General features: G+C 61.0%; 22 protein-coding genes and 1 pseudogene. 13 read left to right on the plus strand and 10 right to left on the minus strand.

The genetic code is table 11. The features are described 5' to 3' along the window. Positions 1–102: 102 nt before the first annotated feature. Together ACZ5WQ_RS03475 and ACZ5WQ_RS03480 are read right to left on the minus strand one after the other, a co-directional pair. A pseudogene (locus ACZ5WQ_RS03475) lies at positions 103–833 on the minus strand (Tn3 family transposase); the annotation flags it as partial. 328 nt (positions 834–1,161) lie between these two features. Beyond that, the gene (locus ACZ5WQ_RS03480) at positions 1,162–1,821 is read right to left on the minus strand and encodes a toprim domain-containing protein (RefSeq protein WP_057390464.1); all 660 of its coding nucleotides are present in this window, start codon (positions 1,819–1,821) and stop codon (positions 1,162–1,164) included. A 215-nt stretch (positions 1,822–2,036) separates the two neighbouring features. On the opposite strand from ACZ5WQ_RS03480, the gene ACZ5WQ_RS03485 reads away from it, so the two are divergent. From ACZ5WQ_RS03485 to ACZ5WQ_RS03495, 3 genes are all read left to right on the plus strand, one after another. Continuing rightward, complete coding sequence (locus tag ACZ5WQ_RS03485) at positions 2,037–2,618, plus strand: DJ-1/PfpI family protein (protein WP_338213723.1); 582 nt, start codon at positions 2,037–2,039, stop codon at positions 2,616–2,618. Between the two features lie 47 nt (positions 2,619–2,665). Beyond that, positions 2,666–2,977, plus strand: coding sequence for a ribbon-helix-helix domain-containing protein (locus tag ACZ5WQ_RS03490; protein WP_088275291.1), 312 nt, complete (start codon positions 2,666–2,668; stop codon positions 2,975–2,977). A gap of 81 nt (positions 2,978–3,058) precedes the next feature. After that, positions 3,059–3,688 (plus strand): LysE family transporter, encoded by a 630-nt coding sequence (locus ACZ5WQ_RS03495; protein WP_464383140.1) that lies wholly within the window; start codon positions 3,059–3,061, stop codon positions 3,686–3,688. Positions 3,689–3,700: 12 nt separating this feature from the next. On the opposite strand, the gene ACZ5WQ_RS03500 is transcribed toward ACZ5WQ_RS03495, so the two are convergent. Then, the gene (locus ACZ5WQ_RS03500) at positions 3,701–4,588 is read right to left on the minus strand and encodes a helix-turn-helix domain-containing protein (protein ID WP_228246246.1); all 888 of its coding nucleotides are present in this window, start codon (positions 4,586–4,588) and stop codon (positions 3,701–3,703) included. Between the two features lie 176 nt (positions 4,589–4,764). Here ACZ5WQ_RS03500 and ACZ5WQ_RS03505 point away from each other — a divergent pair, with 176 nt between their 5' ends. The 4 genes from ACZ5WQ_RS03505 (at position 4,765) to ACZ5WQ_RS03520 (ending at position 7,626) form a co-directional block, all read left to right on the plus strand. Further along, positions 4,765–5,664, plus strand: a complete 900-nt coding sequence (locus ACZ5WQ_RS03505; protein WP_338213722.1) for a DMT family transporter — start codon at positions 4,765–4,767, stop codon at positions 5,662–5,664. A 42-nt stretch (positions 5,665–5,706) separates the two neighbouring features. After that, positions 5,707–5,958: a hypothetical protein gene (locus ACZ5WQ_RS03510; protein WP_088275283.1), complete on the plus strand. Its 252-nt coding sequence runs from the start codon at positions 5,707–5,709 to the stop codon at positions 5,956–5,958. Positions 5,959–6,018: 60 nt separating this feature from the next. Further along, positions 6,019–6,252: a DUF2789 domain-containing protein gene (locus tag ACZ5WQ_RS03515; RefSeq protein WP_088275423.1), complete on the plus strand. Its 234-nt coding sequence runs from the start codon at positions 6,019–6,021 to the stop codon at positions 6,250–6,252. A 171-nt stretch (positions 6,253–6,423) separates the two neighbouring features. Continuing rightward, positions 6,424–7,626: a multidrug effflux MFS transporter gene (locus ACZ5WQ_RS03520; RefSeq protein WP_338213721.1), complete on the plus strand. Its 1,203-nt coding sequence runs from the start codon at positions 6,424–6,426 to the stop codon at positions 7,624–7,626. Positions 7,627–7,636: 10 nt separating this feature from the next. On the opposite strand, the gene ACZ5WQ_RS03525 is transcribed toward ACZ5WQ_RS03520, so the two are convergent. From ACZ5WQ_RS03525 to ACZ5WQ_RS03555, 7 genes are all read right to left on the minus strand, one after another. Further along, positions 7,637–9,091 carry a methyl-accepting chemotaxis protein gene (locus ACZ5WQ_RS03525; RefSeq protein ID WP_338213720.1) on the minus strand — a complete coding sequence of 485 codons (1,455 nt, stop codon included), beginning with the start codon at positions 9,089–9,091 and terminating at the stop codon, positions 7,637–7,639. Between the two features lie 214 nt (positions 9,092–9,305). Further along, complete coding sequence (gene fabB / locus ACZ5WQ_RS03530; protein ID WP_464383141.1) at positions 9,306–10,523, minus strand: beta-ketoacyl-ACP synthase I; 1,218 nt, start codon at positions 10,521–10,523, stop codon at positions 9,306–9,308. An 11-nt stretch (positions 10,524–10,534) separates the two neighbouring features. Next, a complete protein-coding gene (gene fabA, locus ACZ5WQ_RS03535; protein ID WP_338213719.1) occupies positions 10,535–11,050 on the minus strand; it encodes a 3-hydroxyacyl-[acyl-carrier-protein] dehydratase FabA in 516 nt (171 codons plus the stop codon). Between the two features lie 343 nt (positions 11,051–11,393). Further along, the gene (locus ACZ5WQ_RS03540) at positions 11,394–12,953 is read right to left on the minus strand and encodes a class I adenylate-forming enzyme family protein (RefSeq protein ID WP_464383142.1); all 1,560 of its coding nucleotides are present in this window, start codon (positions 12,951–12,953) and stop codon (positions 11,394–11,396) included. Between the two features lie 146 nt (positions 12,954–13,099). Beyond that, complete coding sequence (locus ACZ5WQ_RS03545) at positions 13,100–15,028, minus strand: ATP-binding protein (protein WP_338213718.1); 1,929 nt, start codon at positions 15,026–15,028, stop codon at positions 13,100–13,102. Continuing rightward, a complete protein-coding gene (locus ACZ5WQ_RS03550) occupies positions 15,025–15,897 on the minus strand; it encodes a hypothetical protein (RefSeq protein WP_088275267.1) in 873 nt (290 codons plus the stop codon). Before ACZ5WQ_RS03550 ends, ACZ5WQ_RS03545 begins: the two co-directional genes overlap by 4 nt. A gap of 79 nt (positions 15,898–15,976) precedes the next feature. Further along, positions 15,977–18,169 carry a TonB-dependent receptor plug domain-containing protein gene (locus ACZ5WQ_RS03555; protein WP_464383143.1) on the minus strand — a complete coding sequence of 731 codons (2,193 nt, stop codon included), beginning with the start codon at positions 18,167–18,169 and terminating at the stop codon, positions 15,977–15,979. 135 nt (positions 18,170–18,304) lie between these two features. Here ACZ5WQ_RS03555 and ACZ5WQ_RS03560 point away from each other — a divergent pair, with 135 nt between their 5' ends. The 6 genes from ACZ5WQ_RS03560 to ACZ5WQ_RS03585 all read left to right on the plus strand — a co-directional run bounded on the left by ACZ5WQ_RS03560 (position 18,305) and on the right by ACZ5WQ_RS03585 (position 23,342). Next, a complete protein-coding gene (locus ACZ5WQ_RS03560; RefSeq protein ID WP_088275263.1) occupies positions 18,305–19,357 on the plus strand; it encodes an NAD(P)H-dependent glycerol-3-phosphate dehydrogenase in 1,053 nt (350 codons plus the stop codon). Beyond that, positions 19,354–19,665 (plus strand): DUF4389 domain-containing protein, encoded by a 312-nt coding sequence (locus tag ACZ5WQ_RS03565; RefSeq protein ID WP_464383144.1) that lies wholly within the window; start codon positions 19,354–19,356, stop codon positions 19,663–19,665. Before ACZ5WQ_RS03560 ends, ACZ5WQ_RS03565 begins: the two co-directional genes overlap by 4 nt. Beyond that, positions 19,662–20,132 (plus strand): phosphohistidine phosphatase SixA, encoded by a 471-nt coding sequence (gene sixA / locus ACZ5WQ_RS03570; RefSeq protein WP_464383145.1) that lies wholly within the window; start codon positions 19,662–19,664, stop codon positions 20,130–20,132. The genes ACZ5WQ_RS03565 and sixA overlap by 4 nt, the downstream gene beginning before the upstream one ends. Positions 20,133–20,243: 111 nt before the next feature. Further along, a complete protein-coding gene (locus ACZ5WQ_RS03575; RefSeq protein WP_464383146.1) occupies positions 20,244–21,932 on the plus strand; it encodes an AMP-binding protein in 1,689 nt (562 codons plus the stop codon). Beyond that, positions 21,929–22,360 carry a hotdog fold thioesterase gene (locus ACZ5WQ_RS03580; RefSeq protein WP_228246260.1) on the plus strand — a complete coding sequence of 144 codons (432 nt, stop codon included), beginning with the start codon at positions 21,929–21,931 and terminating at the stop codon, positions 22,358–22,360. The genes ACZ5WQ_RS03575 and ACZ5WQ_RS03580 overlap by 4 nt, the downstream gene beginning before the upstream one ends. 118 nt (positions 22,361–22,478) lie before the next feature. Then, positions 22,479–23,342, plus strand: coding sequence for an alpha/beta fold hydrolase (locus ACZ5WQ_RS03585; RefSeq protein WP_088275254.1), 864 nt, complete (start codon positions 22,479–22,481; stop codon positions 23,340–23,342). Positions 23,343–23,395: the final 53 nt, after the last annotated feature.

Consider the following 23,395-nt stretch of genomic DNA (forward strand, 5'->3'; position numbering starts at 1 on the left):
CTTGGCTGCGGACTTACTTGCGCGCAGGCGGCACATCCGTGCAGCTGCCATGCGCCACTTCCGCCGCCATGCCGATGCTCTCGCCCAGCGTCGGATGCGGGTGTTGGCCATCAGGCTCAACGCATCGGCCACAGCCTGCATTTCATCGACACGTTTGGCCTGCGCCGGGCTGATCCGGCCGGTATAAATGGCGCGCTTGAGGGCGTTAACAGCCTCGCCCCGATTGAGCACCCGGCGCAACTCGTTCCTGAAAGCGTCCTTGACAAAGTAGTCAGCCAAAAACGCCGTACGCAGCAACCGCCCCAATTGCACGCCAGCCTCATAGATTGGATCGCCCTGGGCGGCAGAACCGAACCGCGCAAGAGCTGCCACCGCACTGGCATGTCCGCTCATGACCGAGGCTGCCAGGTGCACCAGACTATCCCAATGCTTTTCGATCAAAGCGACGTCGACATTGGCTTCGCACACCGCAGCGATTTCTGCGGGCACTTTGGTGCCGCGTGGCACAAAGAGGTGGCGCTGTTTGAGTTCCTTCAACCGCGGGCAAAGATCAAAACCAAGCAAACGGGCACCCGTTTGGTGGTCTCCATGCTCATCATGTCAGAAGATGCCAAATCGGACCGCCCCCAGGTGGCGGCAATCGGGTGTCGCTGCATGAATTCCAGCACAGCCTGGCAGGCCTGGCTCAGACGCCGTTCGTCCCGCGCCCAGCGCATGGCCTGGCGAATGCTGGTGGCAGACAATTGCGGAATCATGCGCGCGCATTCGACCGCAGTCAGACTGGTGCCGTGGGCCATGATGCCGGCATAGACCATCAGCAGCTCGTCGGTAGCCCACGCATCCCCAAAAACGTTGTGTGCCAACCCTGCATCGTGAACCTCAAAAGTGGGAGGCCACCATACCCGTTTACAAAGCGAACAGGAAAGTCAATGAAATCAACGGTCTACCCAGACCACCCCCGCGCCAGTGCTAGCTTTGCGTACCGTCACTTATTGCACTGAAAACGAGGAGACCCCGAGCGAGGCGAAAAAAAACCGCCTCGGGGTGTCCGAGGCGGCAAGTCTGCATGCGGTTCAGGGAGGAAGAAACCGCGCCGGCGATCAGGGAGGAAAACCGCGCGGCCTGATGTGCAGCTCGGCCACTTTAGCCGGATTTTTCGACTTATCCGATGCGAGCGGCCCGCCGTGGGCGCTGCTCGATCTGCTGTTGCTTTTTCTCGACGTGCTTCTGCTCCTGGTGCTGCTGCTCGTCGCGCTGCACCTGGCTGATGGCCGCGCCGATCTGCCGCTTCACGCCCTCGATGCCCAGCTCGCTCTTGTGCGCCAAGTCGTTGAAGTCGGTGTGCTGCTTCATCGTGGACAGCGCCGCGATCTGCGCGCCGCTCAACATCGACGCCTTGAGCTTGGCCGCCTCGTCGCCGGCCAGCTCGACCTTGCCGGCGGCGGCGTCGGCAAGGCGCTGCTCGGCGCGCAGGTGGGTCTTGAAGCTGTCGGGCGTGATGGCGGGCAAGTCGCGCGGGTAGGTGTTCTCGGCCGGCGCGAAGATCGGGAAGATCGCCTTGCCGCCCACGGCCTGGGCGGCCGCCTCGGCCTTCTCCCGGCCGGGGTTGTTGCCGTGGGTCATGACCAGGTGCCGGTCGTCGTCGCCGGCGATGATGACCGGCTTGTCCGGGAACTTGGCGTGCAGCGCCTTCGCCACGGCCTCAAGGTTGCCGCTGTCGAAGGCGGCGACCGTGGCGTGGCCCACGGCCTCGGCCACCTGGGCCGCCGTGGCGTAGCCCTCCGAGATCACCAGCGCCGGCGCGGCCGCCAGGGCGTCCATGCCGCCGACCGGGTGGAAGCATCCTTCCTTCTTGGGGTTCTAGGGATTTTCCGTCCAAAAACGACAAAGTGCTCTGGAGGCCACGCCGTCCGCGGCCTCCAGAGGGGTATTACTTTTTTGGCGCTTCACATAGCCAGTCACAATAAATCAATCACTTAGCAGTCTGAATGTCGCATTTGGACGGAAAATCCCTAGAACCCCAAGGAGGAACAGTGATGTCCACCAAGAAGATTCTGCTGCTGGCCGGCGACTTTACCGAAGACTACGAAACCATGGTGCCGTTTCAGGCGCTGAGCATGCTGGGCTATGAGGTGCATGCGGTGTGTCCGGACAAGACCGCTGGCCAGACGGTCAAGACCGCGATTCACGACTTTGAGGGTGATCAGACCTACACCGAGAAGCCGGGTCACCTGTTTGCCCTGACCCATGATTTTGCTGCCGTTAAGGCCGATGACTATGTGGGGCTGGTGATTCCGGGCGGTCGGGCGCCGGAGTACCTGCGCCTTAACGCCGATGTGATTGCGTTGGTGCAGGCGTTCAATGCGGCCAACAAGCCGATTGCTGCGGTCTGCCATGGTGCACAGCTGCTGGCGGCTGCCGGTGTGCTGGAAGGGCGTGAGTGCAGTGCGTATCCTGCATGCGGGCCGGACGTGCGTCTGGCGGGCGGTACCTATATCGATATCGCTGCCGATCAGGCCCATGTTCAGGGCAATCTGGTGACTGCGCCGGCCTGGCCGTCGCATCCGCGCTGGCTGGCCGCGTTCGTGAAGTTGCTGGGCGCCCGAATCGAACTCTGATTGCTGCCTGGGGCTGGCTGCGGTCAGCCCCTGCAGAGGAGAGCTGCATGTGTGAACTCTATGTAAAGGCGGACCCGATTCTGTACGAGTCGCGCTCGCGTTCGCTGCGTATTCGCGGTGTGGTTACCACCTTGCGACTGGAGAACCAGTTCTGGGACATTCTGCAGGAGATCGCCGAGGTGGACGACATGACCACCAATCAGCTGATCACCAAGCTGTATGACGAGGTGATGGAGCTGCGCGGTGAGGTGGTGAATTTTGCGTCTTTCCTGCGGGTGAGCTGCACCCGTTATCTGGCCCAGCGCGAGGCGCGGGTGGTTCCTCTGGCGGTGGTGGGCCGCAGTACAGCTCAGGGCTGATTTTGCTGCCAGCTGTATCGCGCCGGCCTCCGGTGGTTTTGCTAGCATTGCCGCTTACCTGAATTTCTCTGGAGCCGTTCGATGTCGATCGAAACCTGGCTGGCGTTCTTTGTTGCCTGCTGGATCATCAGCCTGTCACCGGGCGCTGGTGCCATTGCCTCAATGTCCAGCGGTCTGAATTACGGTTTTGCCCGTGGTTACTTGACTGCGCTCGGTTTGCAGTTGGGGCTGGTGGTGCAGATTGCGGTGGTGGCGGCGGGCGTCGGTGCGGTGCTGGCTGCATCTGCGCTGGCATTCACGCTGATCAAGTGGTTCGGGGTGTTGTATCTGCTGTATCTGGCCTGGCGCCAGTGGCGAGCGCCGACCATGCAGGTGGACGAGACGCAGGCTCCGCGTGCGCTGGGGCAACCGTTGGCGCTGGTGTTCAGGGGCTTGCTGATCAATGTCAGCAATCCCAAGGCGGTGGTCTTCATGCTGGCCGTGCTGCCGCAATTTCTGGATGTCTCCCGGCCGCTGCTTAGTCAGTATCTGATCATGGGGCTGACCATGATTACCGTCGACCTGATCGTCATGGCGGGTTACACGGGGCTGGCGGCGAGGGTGCTGCGCCTGTTGCGCTCACCACGCCAGCAGCGGCTGCTCAATCGCACCTTTGCCGGGTTGTTTGCTGCGGCCGCAGGGATGCTGACATTGGTGCGCCGCGCAACCTGATGCCTCCTGTGCCTAGTGGCCTTGTTGCCACTGGCTGCGGTACTGCGACGGGCTGATACCGGTCTGCTGACGGAAGCGATTGCTGAAGTGGGCTGCTGAACTGAAGCCGCAGCGCAGTGCGACCTGCAGCAGGCTGGCGCTGCTGTAACGCAGCAACTGTTGCGCCTTTGCCAGACGCTGCTGCTGCACGTAGCGGTGCGGTGGCAGGCCAATACTCTGTTTGAACATCCGCGCGAAGTGGTATTCGCTGAGCTGGCACTGGGTGGCCAGGTCGGCCAGTTGCAGTGGCTGATCCAGATGGCTGTCGATGTAGTCGCGTATATGCCGGACCTGCGCCGGCGCAAGCCCGCCCTTGATGGCGGGGGCCTGCCAGCTGACCTGGGTGTAGTGTTTGAGCACGTGATTGAGCAGCAGATTGCTGGCGCTGCTGAGGGTCAGACTGTCGCTGCGGTCGTGCCAGTTGCTGGTCAGCAGAAAATGGCGGTAGAGCAGGGCGATCTGCGGGTCGTCTGCAAACAGCTGCTCGTTGACGCTCAGCTCCAGCGGGCTGCGATCCCAGGTCTGTTCTGCCAGCTGGCGCAGGTGAGCGTCGGTGAAATACAGGTGAACGAACGACAGCGGTCCGCGGATATTCCAGGTGGATGCGTACTGCCGGGGCATCAGGCACAGCCGATCTGGTCCGCCGCCGTTGTGCCAGCCGTCGGTGCTTTTGAAGTAGGACTGGTAGCCATCGGCGATATACAGGCTGAGGGTGTGGTGATCGGCGTTTTCCAGGTCGATCAGGTCCTGCTCGTTGTACCAGGAGGCCAGCCCGACGCCATTGCCCAGCCGCGTGCTGTCCCGCAGCCGGGTGTTGTGCCGCTGCAGGCTGTCGAATACCTGAAAGCGTTCGTCTGACATGGTTGCTCCGTGCGCCGTGACCTGCTGTCCATGGTATGCGGGCCGGTGCGCTGCGCCAAGCGGGCAGCGCGCCGGCCGGCAAATAAGCGCAGGATTGTGCAAGTCGCCAGCAAGACCGCGCAAGCCGGCGCAGCGCGCAGGGCCGATACTGGGCCGCCATTACCAGAGACTGCATCATGAATGTATTGCTGTATGCCGCTACTGTCCTGATCTGGGGTACCACCTGGATCGCCATCTTCATGCAGACCGGCACGGTTGCGCCGTTGGTGTCGGTGTTCTATCGCTTTGCGCTGGCGGCTGCGCTGATGCTGGTGGTGCTGTCGCTCCTGGGCAGGCTGCGGCGCATCGGCGGGCGTGATCATCTGTTCTGCATGCTGCAGGGTGTGTGCGTGTTCGGGCTGAACTTTTACTGTTTCTATTCGGCCAATGCCTATATCAACAGCGGTCTGGAGTCGGTGCTGTTTTCGCTGGCGACCCTGTTCAATGCTGCCAACAGCGCGCTGTTTTTCGGTCTGCGCCCGGGGCGGCGTTTGCTCTGGGCCAACCTGCTGGGGCTGGTCGGCATTGTCTGTCTGTTTTGGCACGACCTGCGTTCGGCCCATCTCAGCGCGCTGGTGTTGACCGGCATCGGCCTGAGCCTGCTGGGCACCTATGGCTTTTCACTCGGCAACATGATCAGCGTGCGTCATCAACGCCGGGGGCTGGATATCCTCTCCACCAATGCCTATGCGATGGGGTACGGCGCGTCGGCGATGCTGCTGCTGGCGCTGTTGCGCGGTGACGCTTTCACAGTCGATTGGAGTCCGACCTACATTGGCTCGCTGCTGTATCTGGCGATCGTCGGCTCGATTATCGGCTTTGCCGCCTACTTTGCGCTGGTTGGGCGTATTGGTGCCGGAGCGGCTGCCTACGCAACGGTGCTGTTTCCCCTGATTGCGCTGGGCCTGTCAACCGTGTTTGAGGGCTACCAGTGGTCCGGCATGGCGGTGATCGGTCTGGTGCTGATCCTGTTCGGCAATCTGGTGATGTTCTACCGGCTGCGACCCAGTGCCGCAGCGGTACCCGCAGCTGAGTGACTCTGCCATGCTTGCGCTGAGAAGCATACAAGGGCGGGAGTCATGGATTATCTGATTATTGCGATCGCGACCCTGAGTGGTCTGTATTTTCACTGGTGGCTGTTTGTGCGCATTCGCCGCTGGACCGATCGCGATCTGGCCCTGTCGATGGCAGGCGAGGACCCGGCCCGACGCGACTACATGCTGGCCTGTCTGAATGATGCGAAACGGCAAAAGGTGCGTCGCAGGGACCTGGAGGCCTGGCTGCAGGCTGCTGCTGATCGTTACGATCCGGCATCAGGGCAAGGAACTTGAGCAAAACGGGCTACTCTGTGTAAACAGGAACTGAGTTCAACCCCAGCAGGGAGAATCATTATGGAACTGCACCAGAAAGACCTCGGCACCTTGTTTGAGCAGCTCGGTTTGGCGTCGGATGCAGAGAGCATCGATGCCTTTTTTGCCAGTCATTCACTGGCGCACGATACCCGCCTGGTTGATGCGCCGTTCTGGACACCCTCACAGTCGGCCTTTCTCAGCCAGCAGATGCGCGAAGACGCCGAGTGGGCACCTTTGGTTGATGAGCTGAACGCACGCTTGCACGAAGACTGAGCAGGCGAGCGCCGATCGTTTCGGTACCACCAGGCAGTCTGTGACAGCGACACGGCAGGGCAGTAGGCGGCATATTCTGGCATCATGTCGGTCTGCTGACTGACCCTGACTGTCTCTGCAATGGCACCAGTGCGCTGTTGCACGGCGATTGCTACCACGGATATCCGTTTCATGCCGTTTTACATCCTGCTCATTCTGGGTGGCCTGAGTGCCTTTGGCCCGCTTGCCATCGACATGTATCTGCCTGCCTTTCCGGCCATTGGCGCCGCATTGGCGGCAGACCCCGAGCAGGTTCAGTTGAGCCTGTCGGTCTATTTCCTCGGGCTGGCCAGTGGGCAACTGGTTTATGGTCCGCTAGCTGACCTGTATGGGCGCCGGGGGCCGCTGCTGTTCGGTATCGGCCTGTTTTGCCTCGCCTCGCTGGCGTGTGCGTTCGCCCCGACTCTGGAATGGCTGCTTGCCGCGCGTTTCGCTCAGGCGTTGGGTGGCTGTGCGGGCATGGTGGTCAACCGGGCAGTGGTGCGCGATCTGTGTGCGCCAATTGATGCAGCCAAGGCGTTTTCCCAGTTGATGCTGATCATGGGGGTGGCGCCGATTCTGGCGCCGATGCTGGGCAGCACCTTGCTGATTTTCGCCGGCTGGTCGAGCATCTTCCTGTTCCTGGCCGCGTTTTCCGCCATCTTTGCCCTGGCGGTGTATTTCTTCCTGCCGGAAACCCTGCCGCAGCATCTGACGCCACCGCCGCTGAGAACGTCGCTTGGACGCTACCTGGAGCTGCTGCGCGAACCTCTGTTCATGTTTCATGCGCTGACCGGCGGGGTCGCGATGGCGGGCATGTTTGCCTACATCGCCGGTTCGCCTTATGTGTTCATGGAGCTGTTTCAGGTTCCGGCAGACAGCTTCGCCTGGTTGTTTGGCAGTGTAGCGACCTGCTTTATTCTGTCGGCACAGCTCAATAGCCGCATGTTACGCCGCTGGACCCAGCTGCAACTGATCAGGCGCATCGCCGCTGTCTACATGCTGGCAACCTGGACGCTGCTGCTGGTTGCCTGGCTTGATGTGGATAGCCTGTGGCTGTTCATGCCACCCCTGTACGCCAGTGTTGGTGTTATCGCCCTGTTGCTGCCGAATGCGTCTGCCTGCGCGTTGGCGGGACACGGCCATCAGGCCGGTGTAGCCTCGGCGCTGATGGGCACCATGCAGTTCATCATCGCCGGTATTACCTCGGCGCTGGTCGGGGTGCTGCACGACGACAGCGCAGTGCCGATGGCCGGTGTTATGGCCGTGTGTGGGGTGCTGACAGTATTCATGGCGCTGATGGCTCGGCGGACATCGCAACGTCTCGCCGAGCAATCACAGCAGGGCCCTGCCTGAGTTTTCCGAGTCAGGCCCAGGCTGGCCGGGTGCTTGCGCTGATTGTGGCGGCACCACGCTGGGAGCCGCCTTCGGAGAGCAGTGCTGAGAGCCGGATATCGGCCCCCAGAACGTATCGCAGCTGTCCGCGTTCATCCAGCACCGGTGCCGACAGGGTAAAGCAGAAGCCATCGGTAGCGGCGGAGCGGTAAACGTCGCTGATAAACGGCGAAAGCGTGTCGCGTACGTTTGAAAACCACGGGCGGTTTGACCAGTTTTTACCCCGTGCACTGCTGCGGCTGCCGTCTTGCAGGTCGGCACTCAGAATGTTCTCGCTGACCTGCACACCATCTGCGCCAACCAGATACATCAGCTCAAATCGACCGTCCTGATCAATCCAGCGCCGCATGGCTTGCTCTGCGCTGGCACCGCCACGGGCCAGCTCTGCGCTGGCGGCCATTTCGGTGACGCGTTGGCGGATCACCTGATGAACTCCAAGCTGGAAGCCGCCGAGACCTTCCAGTAGCCGGTCGCCCTCACTGCGCACTGCTTCACTGTGCTCCAGTACCGAGGAGGCTTTTTGCATCATCGCGCTGGCCACCCCGGCAACACTCTGCACATCCTGGCTCACCGAACGCACCGCAGCGCCGATTTGCTCTGCACCGCTGGCAATGCTGGCGATACGCTGATCCAGCTGCCCCATGGCTGAGGTCGCTTCGCTCAGGCTGCGATCCATGCTGATGATGCGTTCGCGGCCGTTGGCGACCGCTGCCTGCATCTGGGCGCTGGCATTGTTAAGGCTTTGCATGCCGGAGCGGAAGTTATCGATGATCTCGGCCACCTTGTCGGTCGCAGCGGTGGTCTTGCCAGCAAGTGTTCGGACCTCATCGGCGACCACGGCAAAGCCGCGTCCCTGTTCACCAGCCCGGGCCGCTTCAATGGCGGCATTGAGTGCCAGCAGGTTGGTTTGCTGGGAGATGTTGGCAATCATGCCGATGACCTGGGTGATTTCTTCCAGTTGTTTGCCGATTTCACCGATCTGGGCGGTCAGCTCGCTCTCGCAGCCATTAATGGTATCGACCTGGCTGAGAACATTACTGCTGTCCTGCTCGCACTGTCGCAATTGTGTGCTGACTTCGCTGGACAGTTGTGAAACCGCAGTTGCTCCGGGAACCAGCTCAGAGTCCAGGGTGGTACTGACCTGTTCGGTGGCGCTGGCAATCTCCTCTGAAGACTGGGCCAGCTGCTCGCCGTGGGCACGGCTGTCCGCGGCGATGCGCGCCAACTCGGGGGCGTGTGCAGCAATACCCACCGCGGCATGCAGACTCAGGGTGATGCGTTTCTGGAGTTCCCGGGCAAATGTATTGAGGTGTGCTAGCGGGCCGTACTGCTGCGGCAGCTCGGCAGCGAGATTCATATCCTTGAACAGTGCATCTGTGCTGCTGCCTGACTCGCGGTTGTAGCGGGCGATATTGAAGATCCCCATACGTACTCCTTGTCGGCGGTTTGTATCACTCTGCCATCATGCAAGGGGCAAGCAAAAACCAAGCCAGTGCCTGGATAATGCGCGCAATGGGGTATTGTGCCGCTCCTGGCTGCGCAGCGTGCGTGGTTGTGGTGCAGAAGGTGGGGCAGGATGCCTGATCGGTGGGCAAAAAAAACCGCAGCGAAAGCTGCGGCTCTTTTTCAGCGGATCAGGATCACGCGTCGTTCCAGCGCTTGAGAATCAGGGTGGCGTTGGTACCACCGAAACCAAAGCTGTTGGACATGATCAGATCAACGGCTTGATCCAGACGCTCACGCAGAATCGGCAGATCGCCGGCGTTTTCGTCCAGTTCCTCGATGTTGGCCGAGGCGGTCAGGAAGTTGTCTCGCAGCATCAGCATGCAATAGATCGCTTCCTGTACGCCGGCAGCCCCCAGCGAGTGACCCGACAGGCTCTTGGTGGAGCTGATCTTGGGTGCCTTATCGCCAAATACCTCACGGATCGCCTTCAGTTCGGCAACGTCGCCGACTGGAGTAGAGGTGCCGTGGGTGTTCAGGTAATCGATAGTGCCTTCGACGGTCGCCAGCGCCTGCTGCATGCAGCGCACTGCGCCTTCGCCGCTCGGTGCGACCATGTCGTAACCGTCAGAGGTAGCACCGTAGCCAACCACTTCAGCGTAGATCTTGGCACCGCGGGCCAGAGCGTGTTCCAGCTCCTCAACAACGACCATGCCGCCGCCACCAGCGATGACGAAGCCGTCACGGTTGGCATCGTAGGCGCGGGACGCCTTTTCGGGCGTTTCGTTGTTCTGAGTGGAGAGGGCGCCCATGGCGTCGAACAGCATGGTCTGAGACCAGTGTTCCTCTTCACCACCGCCAGCGAAGACGATGTCCTGCTTGCCCAGCTGGATCAGTTCAGCTGCGTGGCCGATACAGTGCGCGCTGGTGGCGCAGGCAGAGGAGATGGAGTAGTTGACGCCCTTGATCTTGAACGGCGTCGCCAGACAGGCAGAAACGGTGCTGCCCATTGTGCGCGGCACGCGGTAGGGCCCGATCTTCTTGACGCCTTTCTCGCGCAGAATGTCGATGGCTTCCATCTGGTTCAGAGTGGAGGCGCCACCGCTGCCGGCAACCAGACCGGTGCGCACGTTGCTCACCTGATCGTCAGCCAGGCCTGCATCGGCGATGGCCTGCTGCATGGACAGGTAGGCGTAGGCGGCAGCATCACCCATGAAGCGCTTGACCTTGCGGTCGATGGCGGCATCAAGGTCGATGTCCACGGAGCCGGAAACGTGGCTGCGCAGACCCATCTCGGCGTACGAGGGATTGAAACGGATGCCGGATTTGCCCTCTTTCAGACTGGCAGAAACGGAGTCCAGGTCCTGGCCCAGGCAGGAAACGATGCCCATGCCGGTAATCACGACGCGACGCATAGTGATGATCCTCAGAAACTATCGGTAGAAGTGAACAGACCCACACGCAGACCTTCTGCGCTGTAGATCTCGCGACCATCGACGGCAACGCTGCCATCGGCGATGCCGAGGGTCAGGGCACGGTTCATGGTGCGCTTGATGTGGATGGTGTAGGTCACTTTCTTGGCGGTAGGCAGGACCTGACCGAAGAATTTCACCTCACCGGAGCCCAGTGCGCGACCGCGACCCTGGAAGCCCAGCCAGCCAAGGTGGAAGCCAACCAGCTGCCACATGGCATCGAGACCGAGGCAACCGGGCATGACCGGGTCACCTTCGAAGTGGCAGGCGAAAAACCACAGGTCAGGGATGATATCCAGCTCGGCAACGATTTCACCCTTGCCGTATTTACCGCCGGTCTCGCTGATGTGGGTAATACGGTCGATCATCAGCATGTTGGGGGCTGGAAGTTGTGCGTTTCCGGGGCCAAACATCTCGCCACGGCTGCATTTGAGCAGCTCTTCCCGGGTGTACGCATTCTGTCGTGTCATAGAGGCTCCTGCTCGTCCCCGTCTTCGGGGCACTATTGATTCGGCTTGTTCTGTGTCAGCAAGCATCCGAAAGTGCGCGCGGTCACTCATGATAAATGAGCTTGAAGGCGTTCGCTGTGCCATTGGCATGACCTGAGTCAAATCAATGCACGGTGTACGCTGCCTGCACTGCGCTTTCGGTTGGCTGCTGAGCGTTTTTTGCTCGCGTAAGCTCAGACTCAGCGCCTGCCAAGAAAGTCACAACATCCACGTTTTGCGTGTGATGAGGCGTTGAGGATACCCGCGAAGGCGGGTCAGGACAAAGTTTCTGTGTCCTGACCCGCCTGCGGGAGAGCAGGAAGGATCAGGCCAGAACGCCGTTCTCGGCCAGGAACTGGTCGCGCAGTTCGCGCTTGAGTACCTTGCCGATAGCGCTGCGTGGCAGCTCGTCGGTGATGATGACGCGGTTCAGGCGCTGGGTCTTGCCGACGCGCTCATTGAACCAGGCTTGCACTTGTTCGGCATCGACGTCACGGCCGGCAAAGGGCACGACGTAGGCCACCGGGGTTTCACCCCAACTGGTTGAGGCGACGCCGACCACGGTGACGTCTTGCAGGTCGGGATGTTTGCGCAGCTCGGCTTCCAGGTCGCTTGGGTAGATGTTGAAGCCGCCACTGATGATCATGTCCTTGCGGCGATCCATCAGGGTCAGAAAACCTTCTTCGTCGAAGCGGCCAACATCGCCGGTGCGGATGAAGCGCTTGCCGGTGCTGTCGTACCACTCGGCTTCTGCGGTTTTCTCCGGCTTGTTCAGGTAGCCGGCCATCATCGCCGGCGAGTGACCGACTACCTCGCCGATCTCGCCGCGCGGCAGCTCAACGCCGTCTTCATCGATAACCCGCATGTCGTGGCCGTCGAGTGGCATACCCACGGTGGCAAGCTTGTCAGGGTAGGTGTGGGCCGCCAGCATGCAGGAGCCACCACCTTCGGTCATGCCGTAGAACTCGATCAGGCCGCCCGGCCAGCGCTTGAGAATGTCGGCCTTGAGCTCGGCATGGAAGGGGGCGCTGGTGCTGAACTTCATGACGTAGCTGTCCAGGTCATAGCTGTCGAAGTCAGGGCGGGCCATGATGCGCTGATATTGAACCGGTACCAGCATGGTGTGGGTGATGCGGTGCTGTTCGGCCAGTTTCAGGTAGCGCTCGGCGTCAAACTTGGCCATCAGTACAACGGTGCCGCCCAGACCGATGCTCGGCAGGAAGGAGACCAGGGTAGTGTTGGAGTACAGCGGGGTGGAGATCAGGGTGCGGCAGTCCGGACCATAGCCGAACGGCAAGCCGCGCTGGATGTGCGACCAGCGCATGCCATGGGATTGCACGATGCCCTTCGGCTCGCCGGTGGTGCCGGAGGAGTAGATGACGTTGAAAGTCATCTCCGGTGTGATCTCTACCGCGGTCGGTACCGCCCCCGTTTCTGCCAGCCAGTCGCTGTAGTGCGTTTCACTGCCGCTGTTGTCCATGCTGATCAGCGGCATGCTGAGGCGATCCCGGACGCCGGCCATGGCGCTCTGGACGCTGGCATCGGCAAAATACAGTTTCGCGGCGGAGTCGGCGAGCATGCCCAGCAGGCTTTCCGGGGTGGATGAAGGCGCCAGCGGGGCGACGGTGACGCCGGCGCGCAGGGCGCCGACGAACAGCACCGCATAATTGATCGAGTTGCTGCCGCAGATGGCGATAGCATCGCCGGGCTCTACACCGTCGCGCTGCAATGCTGCCGCAACGCGGTTTGCTTCCGCGTCCAGCTGCCGATAAGTCATCCGTTGTTCGCCTTCGATCAGCGCGGGATGCTCTGCGCGATCCTTGCCATGAATGGCAATCAGGGCGGGAAGGGTGGTGTAGGGCGATTCAAGGGTAACGGTTGACATGATCTGGACGCTCGAGTTTGTTGGGTTTATTAGAGCAGACTGTCTGTGTCGGGATGAGACAGTCGTTTGCGTCAGCTAGTCTCCCGATTTGGTCAAGTCGAATCCAGCGTCCCGGGGCGCTTAATTGTTGATGAAATGTTAAGCGATCAGCTTGAATGATGGCTGTCGGTTTCTGTCCAGGCGGCCAATGCGCCAAGCAGCGCCGGGCGGCTGATCGGCTTGCTGAGAAAACCCTGCATGCCGGCGGCTTCGCAGTCCCGGCGGTCAATATCAAGGGCGCTGGCGGTCAGGGCAACACAGGGTGCAGCCATCCAGCCCTCGGCCCGGCAGTGGGCGTGATAGCGTCGGCAGACCTCCAGACCGTCGATGTCCGGCAGGTGAATGTCCATCAAGATGGCGGCGTAGCGCTCCGGGCGTTCGCAAAGCATCCGCAGGGCGCTTTCGCCGGTATCGGCGATGTCTAACAGGATATTCGTCTGCTTCAGCATGCCTTGGATGACCAGTTGGTTGACGGGGTTGTCTTCCACCAGAAGGACTGGGCGTTGATTGAAGGCTTGGCGGGGAAGTGCCGGTTCCAGCGATTGCCCTGTGGCGTGCCCGGTGGTTCTGAGCGGAATGCTGAACATGAAGGAAGAGCCTTCCCCATCGCGGCTTCTGGCCGTGAGGTCTCCCCCCATCTTGCGGGCGAAGGTACGGGCGATGGACAGCCCGAGGCCGGTGCCCCCAAAGCGCCGGGAGGTGCTGCTGTCGGCCTGCTGGAACGCGTCGAACATGCTTTCCAGACGGTCGGGTGAGATGCCGATACCGCTATCGATTACCGCATACTCCAGCCACAGTTCGTTGGTGCTGGTCATCCGCCAGCTGGCATTGACTTCAATTTGTCCCTGTTCGGTGAACTTCAGCGCGTTACCGACCAGGTTGACCAGAATCTGACGAATGCGTGTCGGATCGCCGATGACTTCCTCGCAGCTCTCGTGCCCGGTAAGGTTGCAGAGCAGGCGCAAGCCTTTCTGGCGCGCGGTGTGTTCGAAGACATTGATCGATGACGTGATCAGTTGGGGCAGGTTAAAGGCAATTTCTTCAAGTTCCAGCGCGCCGCGCTCAATGCGCGAGAAGTCGAGGATGTCGTTGATCACCTTGAGCAGATGGTCGGTCGACTCGCCGGCGATATGCACATACTCGCTCTGTTCGCTGTTCAGATCGGTGGTTTCCAATAACTGCAGCATGCCCAGAACTCCGTTCATGGGGGTTCGCAGCTCGTGGCTCATCATCGCCAGGAACTCGGATTTGGCGCGGTTGGCTGCTTCGGCTCCCTCGCGGGCGGTCACCAGATCCTGCATGGCCCGTTGCTGCTGGCTCTCGGCGCGCTCAAGGGTCGCTGCAAGGCTGTTGATGTTGTGCATCAAATGCCCGATCTCGTGTTCATCGGTAACGTCCAGACGGGTGTCCAGTTTGCCCTTGCGGAGTTGCGAGACGGCGTGCCCCATTCGCTCCATCGGGTCGGCCAGTACCTTGGCCAGACGGATGGCCAGCACCAGAGTTGCTGCCAGTACCAGTGCGGCAAGGGCGAGGGTTTTGAGCAGTATGCTTTGCTGGCGCTGGATGAAGGCTGCGTTGCTGAGGCCGACCTGTACCTGACCCAGGTAGCGTTGCTGTTCGTCCTGATACGCCGCCGGGGCATCAAGCAGGAACAGGTCGTTCTGCAGCGGGATGCGCTGGCGCATGATATCGGCGACAAATACCTGCAGCTCTGTCTCCTCGCTGTGGTCGCGGTTGAGTTTGAGCAGTTGCTTGCCTGAGCGGTCATAGACCGTTACTTCCCGTACATGCGGTACGTTCAGTGCGCCCGTCACCATACTTTCCAGCGTATCCAGGTTACCGCTGATCACACCGTACTCGGCCGCTGGGGCAAGCTGGTCGGCAATCAGCTGACCGGTCACCTGCAGCTCCCGGTTGACGTCGTCCAGGCGTGCGGTGGTGAAAAAGGTAAAACCGACCACGCCCATCAGCAGGGCGGGTAATGTCGCTATCAGGATCAGGCGACTGTATATGGTTCCACGTTGCAGAAAGCTCATTGCGCGTGCTCCAGCTCGGCCAGGCGTTGGGCGAGGGTGGCGTCGTCCGGCAGTGGGATACCCAGTGAGCGTGCTACCTGGGCATTACTGAGAACGGAGAAATGTTTTGGGTAGGAGCTGCCGCTGCCGGGCACTCCCTGCTTGATCAGCCAGGCGGTGCTGCGCGCCATGTCGTCGGGGCTGCTGTAAGTCGTGGTCAGGCTGCCCGCATCGATGAATGGTGCGCTGGGGCCGATCAGCACCTTGCTGCGTGAGTAACTTGTCAGCAGGATTGTCTTCAGGTTGTCTGCGTTGTAGATCAGCGAGTCATCGGTGCCGAGCAGGATGTCGCTGTCGGTAATGATGTCGACCAGCTTGCGGGTCAGATTCTGCTGGGGGTCAACCGTGACGCTTACCAGGTCGGTGTTCTGTTGCGCGGCGGCCTGGCGCCATTCTGGCAGCCCAGCCTGGGTTTGCTCGGTCAGCAGGATGCCGATGCGTCGTATACCGGGTACCAGCAGTTTGGCGAGAGCCACCTGGCGCGCGGGCTTGGGGTTGGCCAGCAGGGCGTGCATCGGCTTGTCTGCTGCGGCTGTGGCGAGCAGGCTTTCGGCAGTGACGTAGGTCGCAAGTGTAGGCAGCCCGTCGGGCTGCTGCAGGCGAGCCTCCAGGCCTTGCCGACCCATGGTGATGACGAGATCGGTACCTTCCGGTACCGCGTCGTTTACTGACAACTCGATGATTCGGTCTTCGGGCAGGGCATTGCCCAGTGACGCCATGAACTGCTGAGTCAGTGCCGAGGTGCCGGGCATGATCACGGCATACTGCTCGGCAATGGTAGCCTGCGCCGGCAGGCAACACACCAGCAGCGCCGCCAGCCAGCGTTTCACTCGCCTGCTCCTGAATGCACAAAAAAGCATGGTGACAGTCCGTGTCTTGTCAATCGGTAGGTTCGCTCCAAGCGCTTGCTCAAAACCTGAAGTCAGCTGTCAGATAAAACTGACTGGGGCTGTCGTACAGGTTCTCTGACCAGGTCAGTGCCTCGTCGTCCAGTCGATACTGCCAGTTTGCTGCAAGCTCCAGGCTGGTTCGGCCAATATCGAAACGCTTGCCGATTCGCCCATCAAGACGCTCGAAGCGGCGCTCATTGAGCATGTCTGACCCATAATAGATGAGGCTGGTGTCGATGCCGCCACCCCAGCTGCGCAGCCAGGCAGCTGACCCGCTGTTGCGGGCGGTAAGACGCTGGTCAAGGCGATTGCTGGCATAGAAGTCGACATAGGCATAGGTCAGGCGCAGGCGGTCCTGCCCGGTGAGGCGCCAGTCTGTCTGGGCTTCCACGCCGCTGAAGTGAGCGAAACTGCTGTTATCCGGCTGGAAGTTCACTACCTGCAGCGGCTGGCTGATCATGTTGTCGATTTCGTCGTAAAACGCCTTGATGTCGACGTTCAGGCCGATCCGGTGGAATGTGCCGTTATACCCCAGCTCCCAAGAGCGCATTTCCTCCTGCTCAAGGTCGCCCGGGCCTTTGGCCAGGGCGTAGTAGCTCTCACCGGTGGTTGGTGCGCCAGTCAGATTGCTGGGCTTATAGGTCCAGTAAGCGTTGTTTTCATACATGTCCGGTGAGCGCACTGCCTCGGAGTAGACAGCTCGCAGGCTGTGGGCCGGGGCGAGAAAGTAGTGCGCGGCCAGACGAGGGGAAAAGGAAAACCCGCTGAGTCGATCCTGCTCGGCCATGGCCCCGGCGTGCAGAAGCCAGCGCTCGCCCAGACGATATTCGAGGTTACCGAACAGCTGGCCAACCGAGTTTTCCACCTTGCCACCGAAGTAGGTTTCGGATTTTGCCTGATCGTAACGCAGGTTTGCCCCGAATACCGTTCGCAGGGCGTCGTTGATCTGCAGGGTGTTCTGAACCTCGGCCTCGTAGCGGGTTTCGCGCAGGTTTTCGTTCAGGTTGAAGCAGGTCGGAGGACCATTACGGATGGCGTTGTGCTGGGCAACGATGCTGTCGACCAGCGGCAGATAGGCCGGGTCCAGACCATCCCAATTGACCAGCCAGTCGCTATAATTTTCCCGAATGCCCCATACGCCGTTGCGGTTGCGCAGGATGTAGTTCATGCGCCGTGTATAGACATTGCCGATCAGATAGAGCTCACGCATTTCCGGCGAAAAAACAATGGGCGAGTCGCACGCCCGCATCTGGCTGAGCCGCTCCATATGCTGGGCGTAGGTGTTGACTTGAATCTGATGGTTCGGGCTGATGTCGTTTTTCCAGTTCAGCTGGACGAAATAGTCTTTGGCTGAAATATCGGAGTCGGTGCTCTGCTGCAGGTACATCTGCCGGTCGAACTCGTAGCTTGAGTCTATCGGCTCTGCCATCTCGGAGTAATCGTTGGCGCGCTGCTTGGTACCTTCCTTGGCGCCGAGTTGCCAGGTCAGGGTCTGGGTTGCGTTAAGGTTGGTGGTGCCGAGCAGATTTAAGGCGTCCAGCCGGCGCCCGTCGCGGTAGTCCGCGCCATCTTCATCAAAGTCAAAACCGTCATCCTGTTTGCCGAACAGGCTCAGACGCGCGTGCGATCCGGCAAAACTGAAGCCCTGGCTGGCGTAGACGTCGCTGACACCGCGGTTGCCGCGCGTGACTTTGATGCGGCTGCCCTGGCCGAACTCCGGTCGGCTGGACACGATGTTGATCACGCCCATCAGGGCATTGGCGCCATAGGCCGCGGTATTGGGGCCGCGGAACACCTCGATGCGCTCGATATCCTCAATAGCCAGCGGGATATCGGTCCAGTCAACAGTAGCCAGACCCGGGCGATAGACAGAGCGACCGTCTACCAGCACCTGCATGCGCCGGGCTTCGGTGATATTGGTGCCGTGATAATTGACGTTGACTACGTTGCCGCTGTTGTAGCCGACCATCATGCCTGGGACCAGGCGCATCAATTCAGGCACATCACGGGCTCCGGATGCGCGAATCAGTTGCTGGTCGATGACCGTCATGCTGCCGGGGACTTCGGCCGCGCTTTGCTTCAGGCGCGTCGCACTGAGTACCGTTGGCAGCTTCACCTCCCCCAGCAGCAGCGCGTCATCCAGCGCTTGAGCATGTAACGGGAGAATGGCACCCAGCAGGGCGATCGGAAGTGTTCGTCTGAAAGCAGGCATAGGTGGCGGCACTGTGCTCTTGTTGGTTTAAGCTCGCTCATATTACCCAGCCATCGCCCTTTTTACACAGCCAAATCGCGCGATCTGACGTGCTCGGCTTATACTGGCGCCAGATTCATTGTTCAAGGATGTTGCATGACCGACCGTAAAGCGCCCGTCTGCGTTCTGGGTGGCGGCAGTTTCGGCACCACGCTGGCCAATTTGATGGCTGCGGAAGGGGTGCCTGTCACACTTTGGCTGCGCGACCCGAATGTGGCCCGTCAGATTGTTGAAACCCATGAAAATCCGCGCTATCTGCCGGGCTATGTGCTTGACGACAGGTTGCAGGTTACCACCGACATTGAAGCAGCTATCGCTTCGGCGGACCTGGTATTTCTGGCTATCCCGTCCAGTGCGTTCCGCAGTGTGCTGCAGGACATCGGACCTCTGCTCGCCGGCAAACAGGTGGTCAGTACCACCAAGGGCATTGAGCAGCCCGGTTTTCTGATGATGAGTCAGATCGTCGAGCAGGAGGCGCCGCAGGCTCGGGTAGCTGTGCTGTCCGGTCCCAATCTGGCGAAGGAGATGGCGGCCGGAGAACTGACGGCTACCGTGGTGGCCAGTGAGGACGAGCAACTGTGCCGTGATGTGCAGGCGGTACTGGGTGGGCGCAACCTGCGGGTGTACGCCAGCCAGGACCGCTATGGCGTTGAACTGGGCGGCGCGCTGAAGAATGTCTATGCGATCATTGCCGGCATGGCATCGGCGCTCGGCCTGGGGGAAAACACCAAGGCCATGCTGATAACCCGGGCACTGGCCGAAATGACCCGCTTTGCCGTGCATATGGGTGCCAACCCGTTGACCTTCCTTGGTCTGGCGGGGGTGGGTGATCTGATTGTGACCTGCACCTCGCCGCAATCGCGCAACTTCCAGGTGGGCTTTGCCCTGGGCAAGGGCGAAACCCTTGAGCAGGGCGTGGCCCGGCTGGGGCAGGTGGCAGAGGGCGTCAATACCTTGAAGGTGCTGAAACAGAAATCGGAACAGGAGGGCGTCTACATGCCGCTGGTGGCCGGTCTGTACGCCATTGTCTTCGACAACCAGCCGTTGCCTGCCGTAATTGCCAAGCTGATGTCCGCCGAGCAGAAGAGTGATGTCGAGTTCGCTGCCGTGATGTCGACCGCGCCCATCAATCGTGAGGAAAATTCGTGAATTCGTTTATCGATAACCTGTGCAGCGCCGACCTCTGGTTGCGGCTGGTCTATGTGCTGTTTTTTGCTCTCGCCTGGCAGGTCGCCGAAGTGGCGATTGCGGTGATTGCGCTGGTCCAGATTGGCTACCGCCTGTTTACCGGAGCGCCCGACGCCGATTGTGCCGGCTGGGGCGACAGTTTTTCCCAGTATGCCTGGCAGACTGGGCGCTATCTGACTGGCGTGAGCGAGCAGAAACCCTGGCCGTTCAGTGACTGGCCTGCCTCAGGCGCGCGCTGGACGCGGCAGTCGGAGGATGAGGCTGAGTGAGAATCTGGATCATGCGCCACGGCCAGGCTGCGGCGCAGGCTGCCACCGACGCGGAACGTGCGCTGACGGTCGCCGGAGAAACTGAAGTGCGTCTGATGGCCTCGCTGCTTGAGGGGCAACCAGTGGACGGTATTCTCGCCAGCCCTTATGTGCGAGCCCAGCAGACCGCCGCACTGGTCCGCTCGGAGATTGGATTTGAGCGCGCAATAGCCACCGCACCCTGGCTGACGCCGGATGATGAGCCGAACGACGTGCTGCGCTATCTGGCCGAGCGACCGGAGCAGAACCTGCTGCTGGTCAGTCATCAGCCGCTCGTCAGTCAACTGGTAAGTCTGCTGTGCGAGGGGCATCGCCGTGCCCATGTGCCGATGCCCACCGCCGCGTTGGTCTGCATCGAAACCGACTTTGTTGCCGCCGGACTGGGATCACTGGTGCTGCAGCGCACACCGGCGGAGCAAGGCGCCTGATAAAGACGCTTGTAGGCCACCGCTTGCTGGGATAGTGTTCCCCCATTCGAGTGACGCACCGTCACCGCAATATGACGACCTATAACAATAACAATCCTCAAGGGACACGGCATGGGCGCACTGACAACGCAACCAGAGACCGCGCTGGAGTCTTTTTTCCGGCACGAAAGCCTGCGTCCGCGCAGCGACTTCCTTCTCGAGCCCGGGCGCGATGGCCAACTCGTCCGATACAGCTGGGCCGAGGTGGGCGATCAGGCCCGTCGCATTGCCCGCTATCTGCAATCGCTTGACCTGCCTGCGGCCAGCAACATCGGTCTGCTTTCAAAGAACTGCGCGCACTGGATCATCGCCGATCTGGCGATCTGGATGGCAGGGCATGTGTCGGTCCCGCTGCACCCTCACCTGACCCCCGATGCTGCCGGCAAGCTGATCGAGCACGCGGAGTTGCGCGCGCTGTTTATCGGGCCGCTTCCGGCCTGGTCAAAAATCGCCGATGCAGTACCAGACGGGGTTGCCTGTGTGAGCCTGCCAAACGGACCGAAAGGGCAGGGCCTGGCAGGCTGGGAGCAGCTGCTGACAACCTGCGAGCCACTTGCCGAGCCGGTTCTTCCGCGTCCGGAGCAACTGGCCACAATCATCTATACCTCCGGTACAACCGGCATGCCCAAGGGGGTTATGCTCAGCTTTGCCAGCATGTTTCTGGCGGCGACCAACTACCAGCGGCTTTTCGTCATTTCGGCAACTGACCGCATGCTCTCCTTTCAGTCTCTCAGCCACATTGGTGAGCGCCAGTTTATTGAACAGTCGTCGTTGCTGGGCGGGCAGCAGGTGTATTTTGTCGAATCCGCAGAGACCTTTGTCCGGGATGCCCGCTGTGCCCGGCCAACGCTGCTGTTTGGATCTCCTCGGGTATGGCAGCAATGCATGCGCGCGGTCGAACAGAGCGGGCGTGGGCGCTGGTTGAAGCTGGCTCTGCGCTTGCCTGTTATTGGCCCTTGGCAGGCGCGGCGCGTGCTGGCCTGGCTAGGATTGGACCAGGTTCGTTATGCCGTCAGCGGTGCGGCCCGCCTGGCGCCGGCGGTGCAGCAATGGTTTTCCCGTCTCGGTCTGGTCGTTGTCGAGGGCTATGGCATGACCGAAAACTGCGGCTATTCCCATCTGGGCCGGCCCGGCCGCCCCAAGGCCGGATATATCGGCTTGCCCAATCCCGGTGTCGAGTGCCGACTGGGTGAGCAGGGTGAGATTCTGGTGCGCAGCAAAACGCTGATGATGGGCTACTTCAAGGAGCCGGCGCGTACCGCCGAGGTGCTGAATGAACAGGGCTTCCTGCATACCGGAGATGTTGGTGAGATTGATCAGGAGGGGTTTCTGCGTCTTACCGGACGCGTCAAGGATATCTTCAAAACGTCTCGCGGACGCTACGTTGTGCCGGCACCGATCGAACAGGCGCTGATGGATCTGCCAGAGGTCGACGAAGCCTGTGTGGTCGGGCAGGATTTGCCGCAGCCGCTGGCATTGGTTCGGCTTGGCGACGGGCAATACGAGCGGGCTGATGTCGTACGACGCGCGCTGGCAGAGGCTTTGGAGCGTCTCAACGCAACACTGGCGAGCAGCGAGCGGTTGGGCTGCGTTGTCGTCGTTGATACCCCCTGGGATGTCGACGGCGGCTTTCGTACGCCAACGCACAAGCTGCGCCGGAACGTGGTGGAAGCCACCTGGCAGGCCCACTTTCACGATTGGCTGGTCAGCGGCCAGAGTGTTGTCTGGCATCAGTCTGAGCAGCGGCAGGAGACGACATGAGCAGTATCTGGAAAACCCCGATTGATCTTGAGCGGCTGAATGCGCCGTCACCCACCATCAACAGCCTGCTGGATATTCGTATCGAAGCTGCCGGCGACGACTGGCTCAGCGCCAGTATGCCGGTGGATGAGCGGACCCATCAGCCCTATGGCATTTTGCATGGCGGTGCCTCGGTAGTGCTGGCCGAGACCGTTGGCAGCATCGCGTCCTATCAGTGCATTGATACCAGCCGCTATTACTGCGTCGGCCTCGATATCAACGCCAATCATCTGCGCGCGGTGCGTTCCGGGCGTGTCACGGCGGTGGCCAAAGCCGTGCATCTGGGGCGAACCACGCATGTCTGGGACATTCGGCTGCATGACGATGCCGGCAATCAAACCTGTATTTCCCGCCTGACCATGGCCATTGTGCCGTTGAAAGCCGAGTAGCACAGGGCAAAAGTGCCAAATATGGGCATGCATTCACGCAGACGTGGGCGCTTGTCCGACGCGGTGCAGGCCGTTAGATTGCGTTCTGCTTAATTCCGCTACGGTCCCGGAGGCCCCCATGCCCATCAGCAGTCACGAAATTCGCTTCTCCCTGCCGCATATTGAAGTCGCCGGCAAGGTCTGGGGGGAGCCCGGCGGCCTGCCGGTGATCGCGCTGCATGGCTGGCTCGATAACGCGGCGACCTTTGATCGCATCGCACCGTCGCTGGAAGGGGTCTATCTGGTTGCGCTGGATCTGCCGGGCCACGGCCTCTCCGGACACATGCCGGCGACCGGCTACAGCCTCTGGCAGCAGGCTGCCACTGTGTTGCAGGTGGCTGAGGATCTGGGCTGGGAGCGCTTTGCCCTGCTTGGGCATTCAATGGGGGCGATTATCAGTGGCGTACTGGCCGGCAGTCTGCCGGACCGCATTATTGCCGCCGCGATGATTGACGGCCTGATGCCGTTTACCTCCGAAGCCGATGACGCTCCGCGGCAGATGGCGCGCTTCTTCAACTCCACGCTGCAGCTGGGCAACAAGCGCAAGCCGGTATACGACAGCGTCGAAAAGGCCGTGTCTGCCCGCGTGCTGGGCGGCACCACGCCGATCTCTAGGGATGCGGCCGCCGCGTTGGTCGAGCGTGGGCTGATGCCCCACGATGGCGGCTGGACCTGGCGTACCGATCCGCAGCTGATGCTGCCGTCGCCGCTGCGCTTTACCCAGCGTCATGCGTCTTCCTTCATCGAGAACATCACGGCGCCGACCTGTCTGGTACTCGCCAATCAGGGTGTCATGCACAAACACCCCGAGGTGCTGGCCCGCATTGATGCCTTCAAGCACCTGACCGTGCACCGGGTCGACGGCGGCCACCACCTGCATCTGGAAGAGCCGGCGCCGCAGGTCGCGGCGATTCTGAAAGACTTCTACACAAGCTTGAGCTGACCGCCAGGGCGTCACGCGCTATTCTCTGAGCAGGTTCATTGCGTTGCCGGCTT

This window comes from Halopseudomonas sp. T1L2 (assembly GCF_055397385.1).

Bases quoted from the DNA above. Each gene is read 5' to 3' on its own strand.
- ACZ5WQ_RS03515 (WP_088275423.1), top strand. From the start codon at position 6,019: ATGGAACTGCACCAGAAAGACCTCGGCACCTTGTTTGAGCAGCTCGGT.
- ACZ5WQ_RS03485 (WP_338213723.1), top strand. From the start codon at position 2,037: ATGTCCACCAAGAAGATTCTGCTGCTGGCCGGCGACTTTACCGAAGAC.
- fabB (WP_464383141.1), bottom strand. From the start codon at position 10,523: ATGCGTCGCGTCGTGATTACCGGCATGGGCATCGTTTCCTGCCTGGGC.
- ACZ5WQ_RS03540 (WP_464383142.1), bottom strand. From the start codon at position 12,953: ATGTCAACCGTTACCCTTGAATCGCCCTACACCACCCTTCCCGCCCTG.
- ACZ5WQ_RS03560 (WP_088275263.1), top strand. From the start codon at position 18,305: ATGACCGACCGTAAAGCGCCCGTCTGCGTTCTGGGTGGCGGCAGTTTC.
- ACZ5WQ_RS03510 (WP_088275283.1), top strand. From the start codon at position 5,707: ATGGATTATCTGATTATTGCGATCGCGACCCTGAGTGGTCTGTATTTT.
- ACZ5WQ_RS03495 (WP_464383140.1), top strand. From the start codon at position 3,059: ATGTCGATCGAAACCTGGCTGGCGTTCTTTGTTGCCTGCTGGATCATC.
- ACZ5WQ_RS03520 (WP_338213721.1), top strand. From the start codon at position 6,424: ATGCCGTTTTACATCCTGCTCATTCTGGGTGGCCTGAGTGCCTTTGGC.
- ACZ5WQ_RS03490 (WP_088275291.1), top strand. From the start codon at position 2,666: ATGTGTGAACTCTATGTAAAGGCGGACCCGATTCTGTACGAGTCGCGC.
- ACZ5WQ_RS03580 (WP_228246260.1), top strand. From the start codon at position 21,929: ATGAGCAGTATCTGGAAAACCCCGATTGATCTTGAGCGGCTGAATGCG.
- ACZ5WQ_RS03555 (WP_464383143.1), bottom strand. From the start codon at position 18,169: ATGCCTGCTTTCAGACGAACACTTCCGATCGCCCTGCTGGGTGCCATT.
- ACZ5WQ_RS03545 (WP_338213718.1), bottom strand. From the start codon at position 15,028: ATGAGCTTTCTGCAACGTGGAACCATATACAGTCGCCTGATCCTGATA.
- ACZ5WQ_RS03585 (WP_088275254.1), top strand. From the start codon at position 22,479: ATGCCCATCAGCAGTCACGAAATTCGCTTCTCCCTGCCGCATATTGAA.
- ACZ5WQ_RS03505 (WP_338213722.1), top strand. From the start codon at position 4,765: ATGAATGTATTGCTGTATGCCGCTACTGTCCTGATCTGGGGTACCACC.
- ACZ5WQ_RS03480 (WP_057390464.1), bottom strand. From the start codon at position 1,821: ATGGACGCCCTGGCGGCCGCGCCGGCGCTGGTGATCTCGGAGGGCTAC.
- ACZ5WQ_RS03525 (WP_338213720.1), bottom strand. From the start codon at position 9,091: ATGGGGATCTTCAATATCGCCCGCTACAACCGCGAGTCAGGCAGCAGC.
- ACZ5WQ_RS03500 (WP_228246246.1), bottom strand. From the start codon at position 4,588: ATGTCAGACGAACGCTTTCAGGTATTCGACAGCCTGCAGCGGCACAAC.
- fabA (WP_338213719.1), bottom strand. From the start codon at position 11,050: ATGACACGACAGAATGCGTACACCCGGGAAGAGCTGCTCAAATGCAGC.
- ACZ5WQ_RS03575 (WP_464383146.1), top strand. From the start codon at position 20,244: ATGGGCGCACTGACAACGCAACCAGAGACCGCGCTGGAGTCTTTTTTC.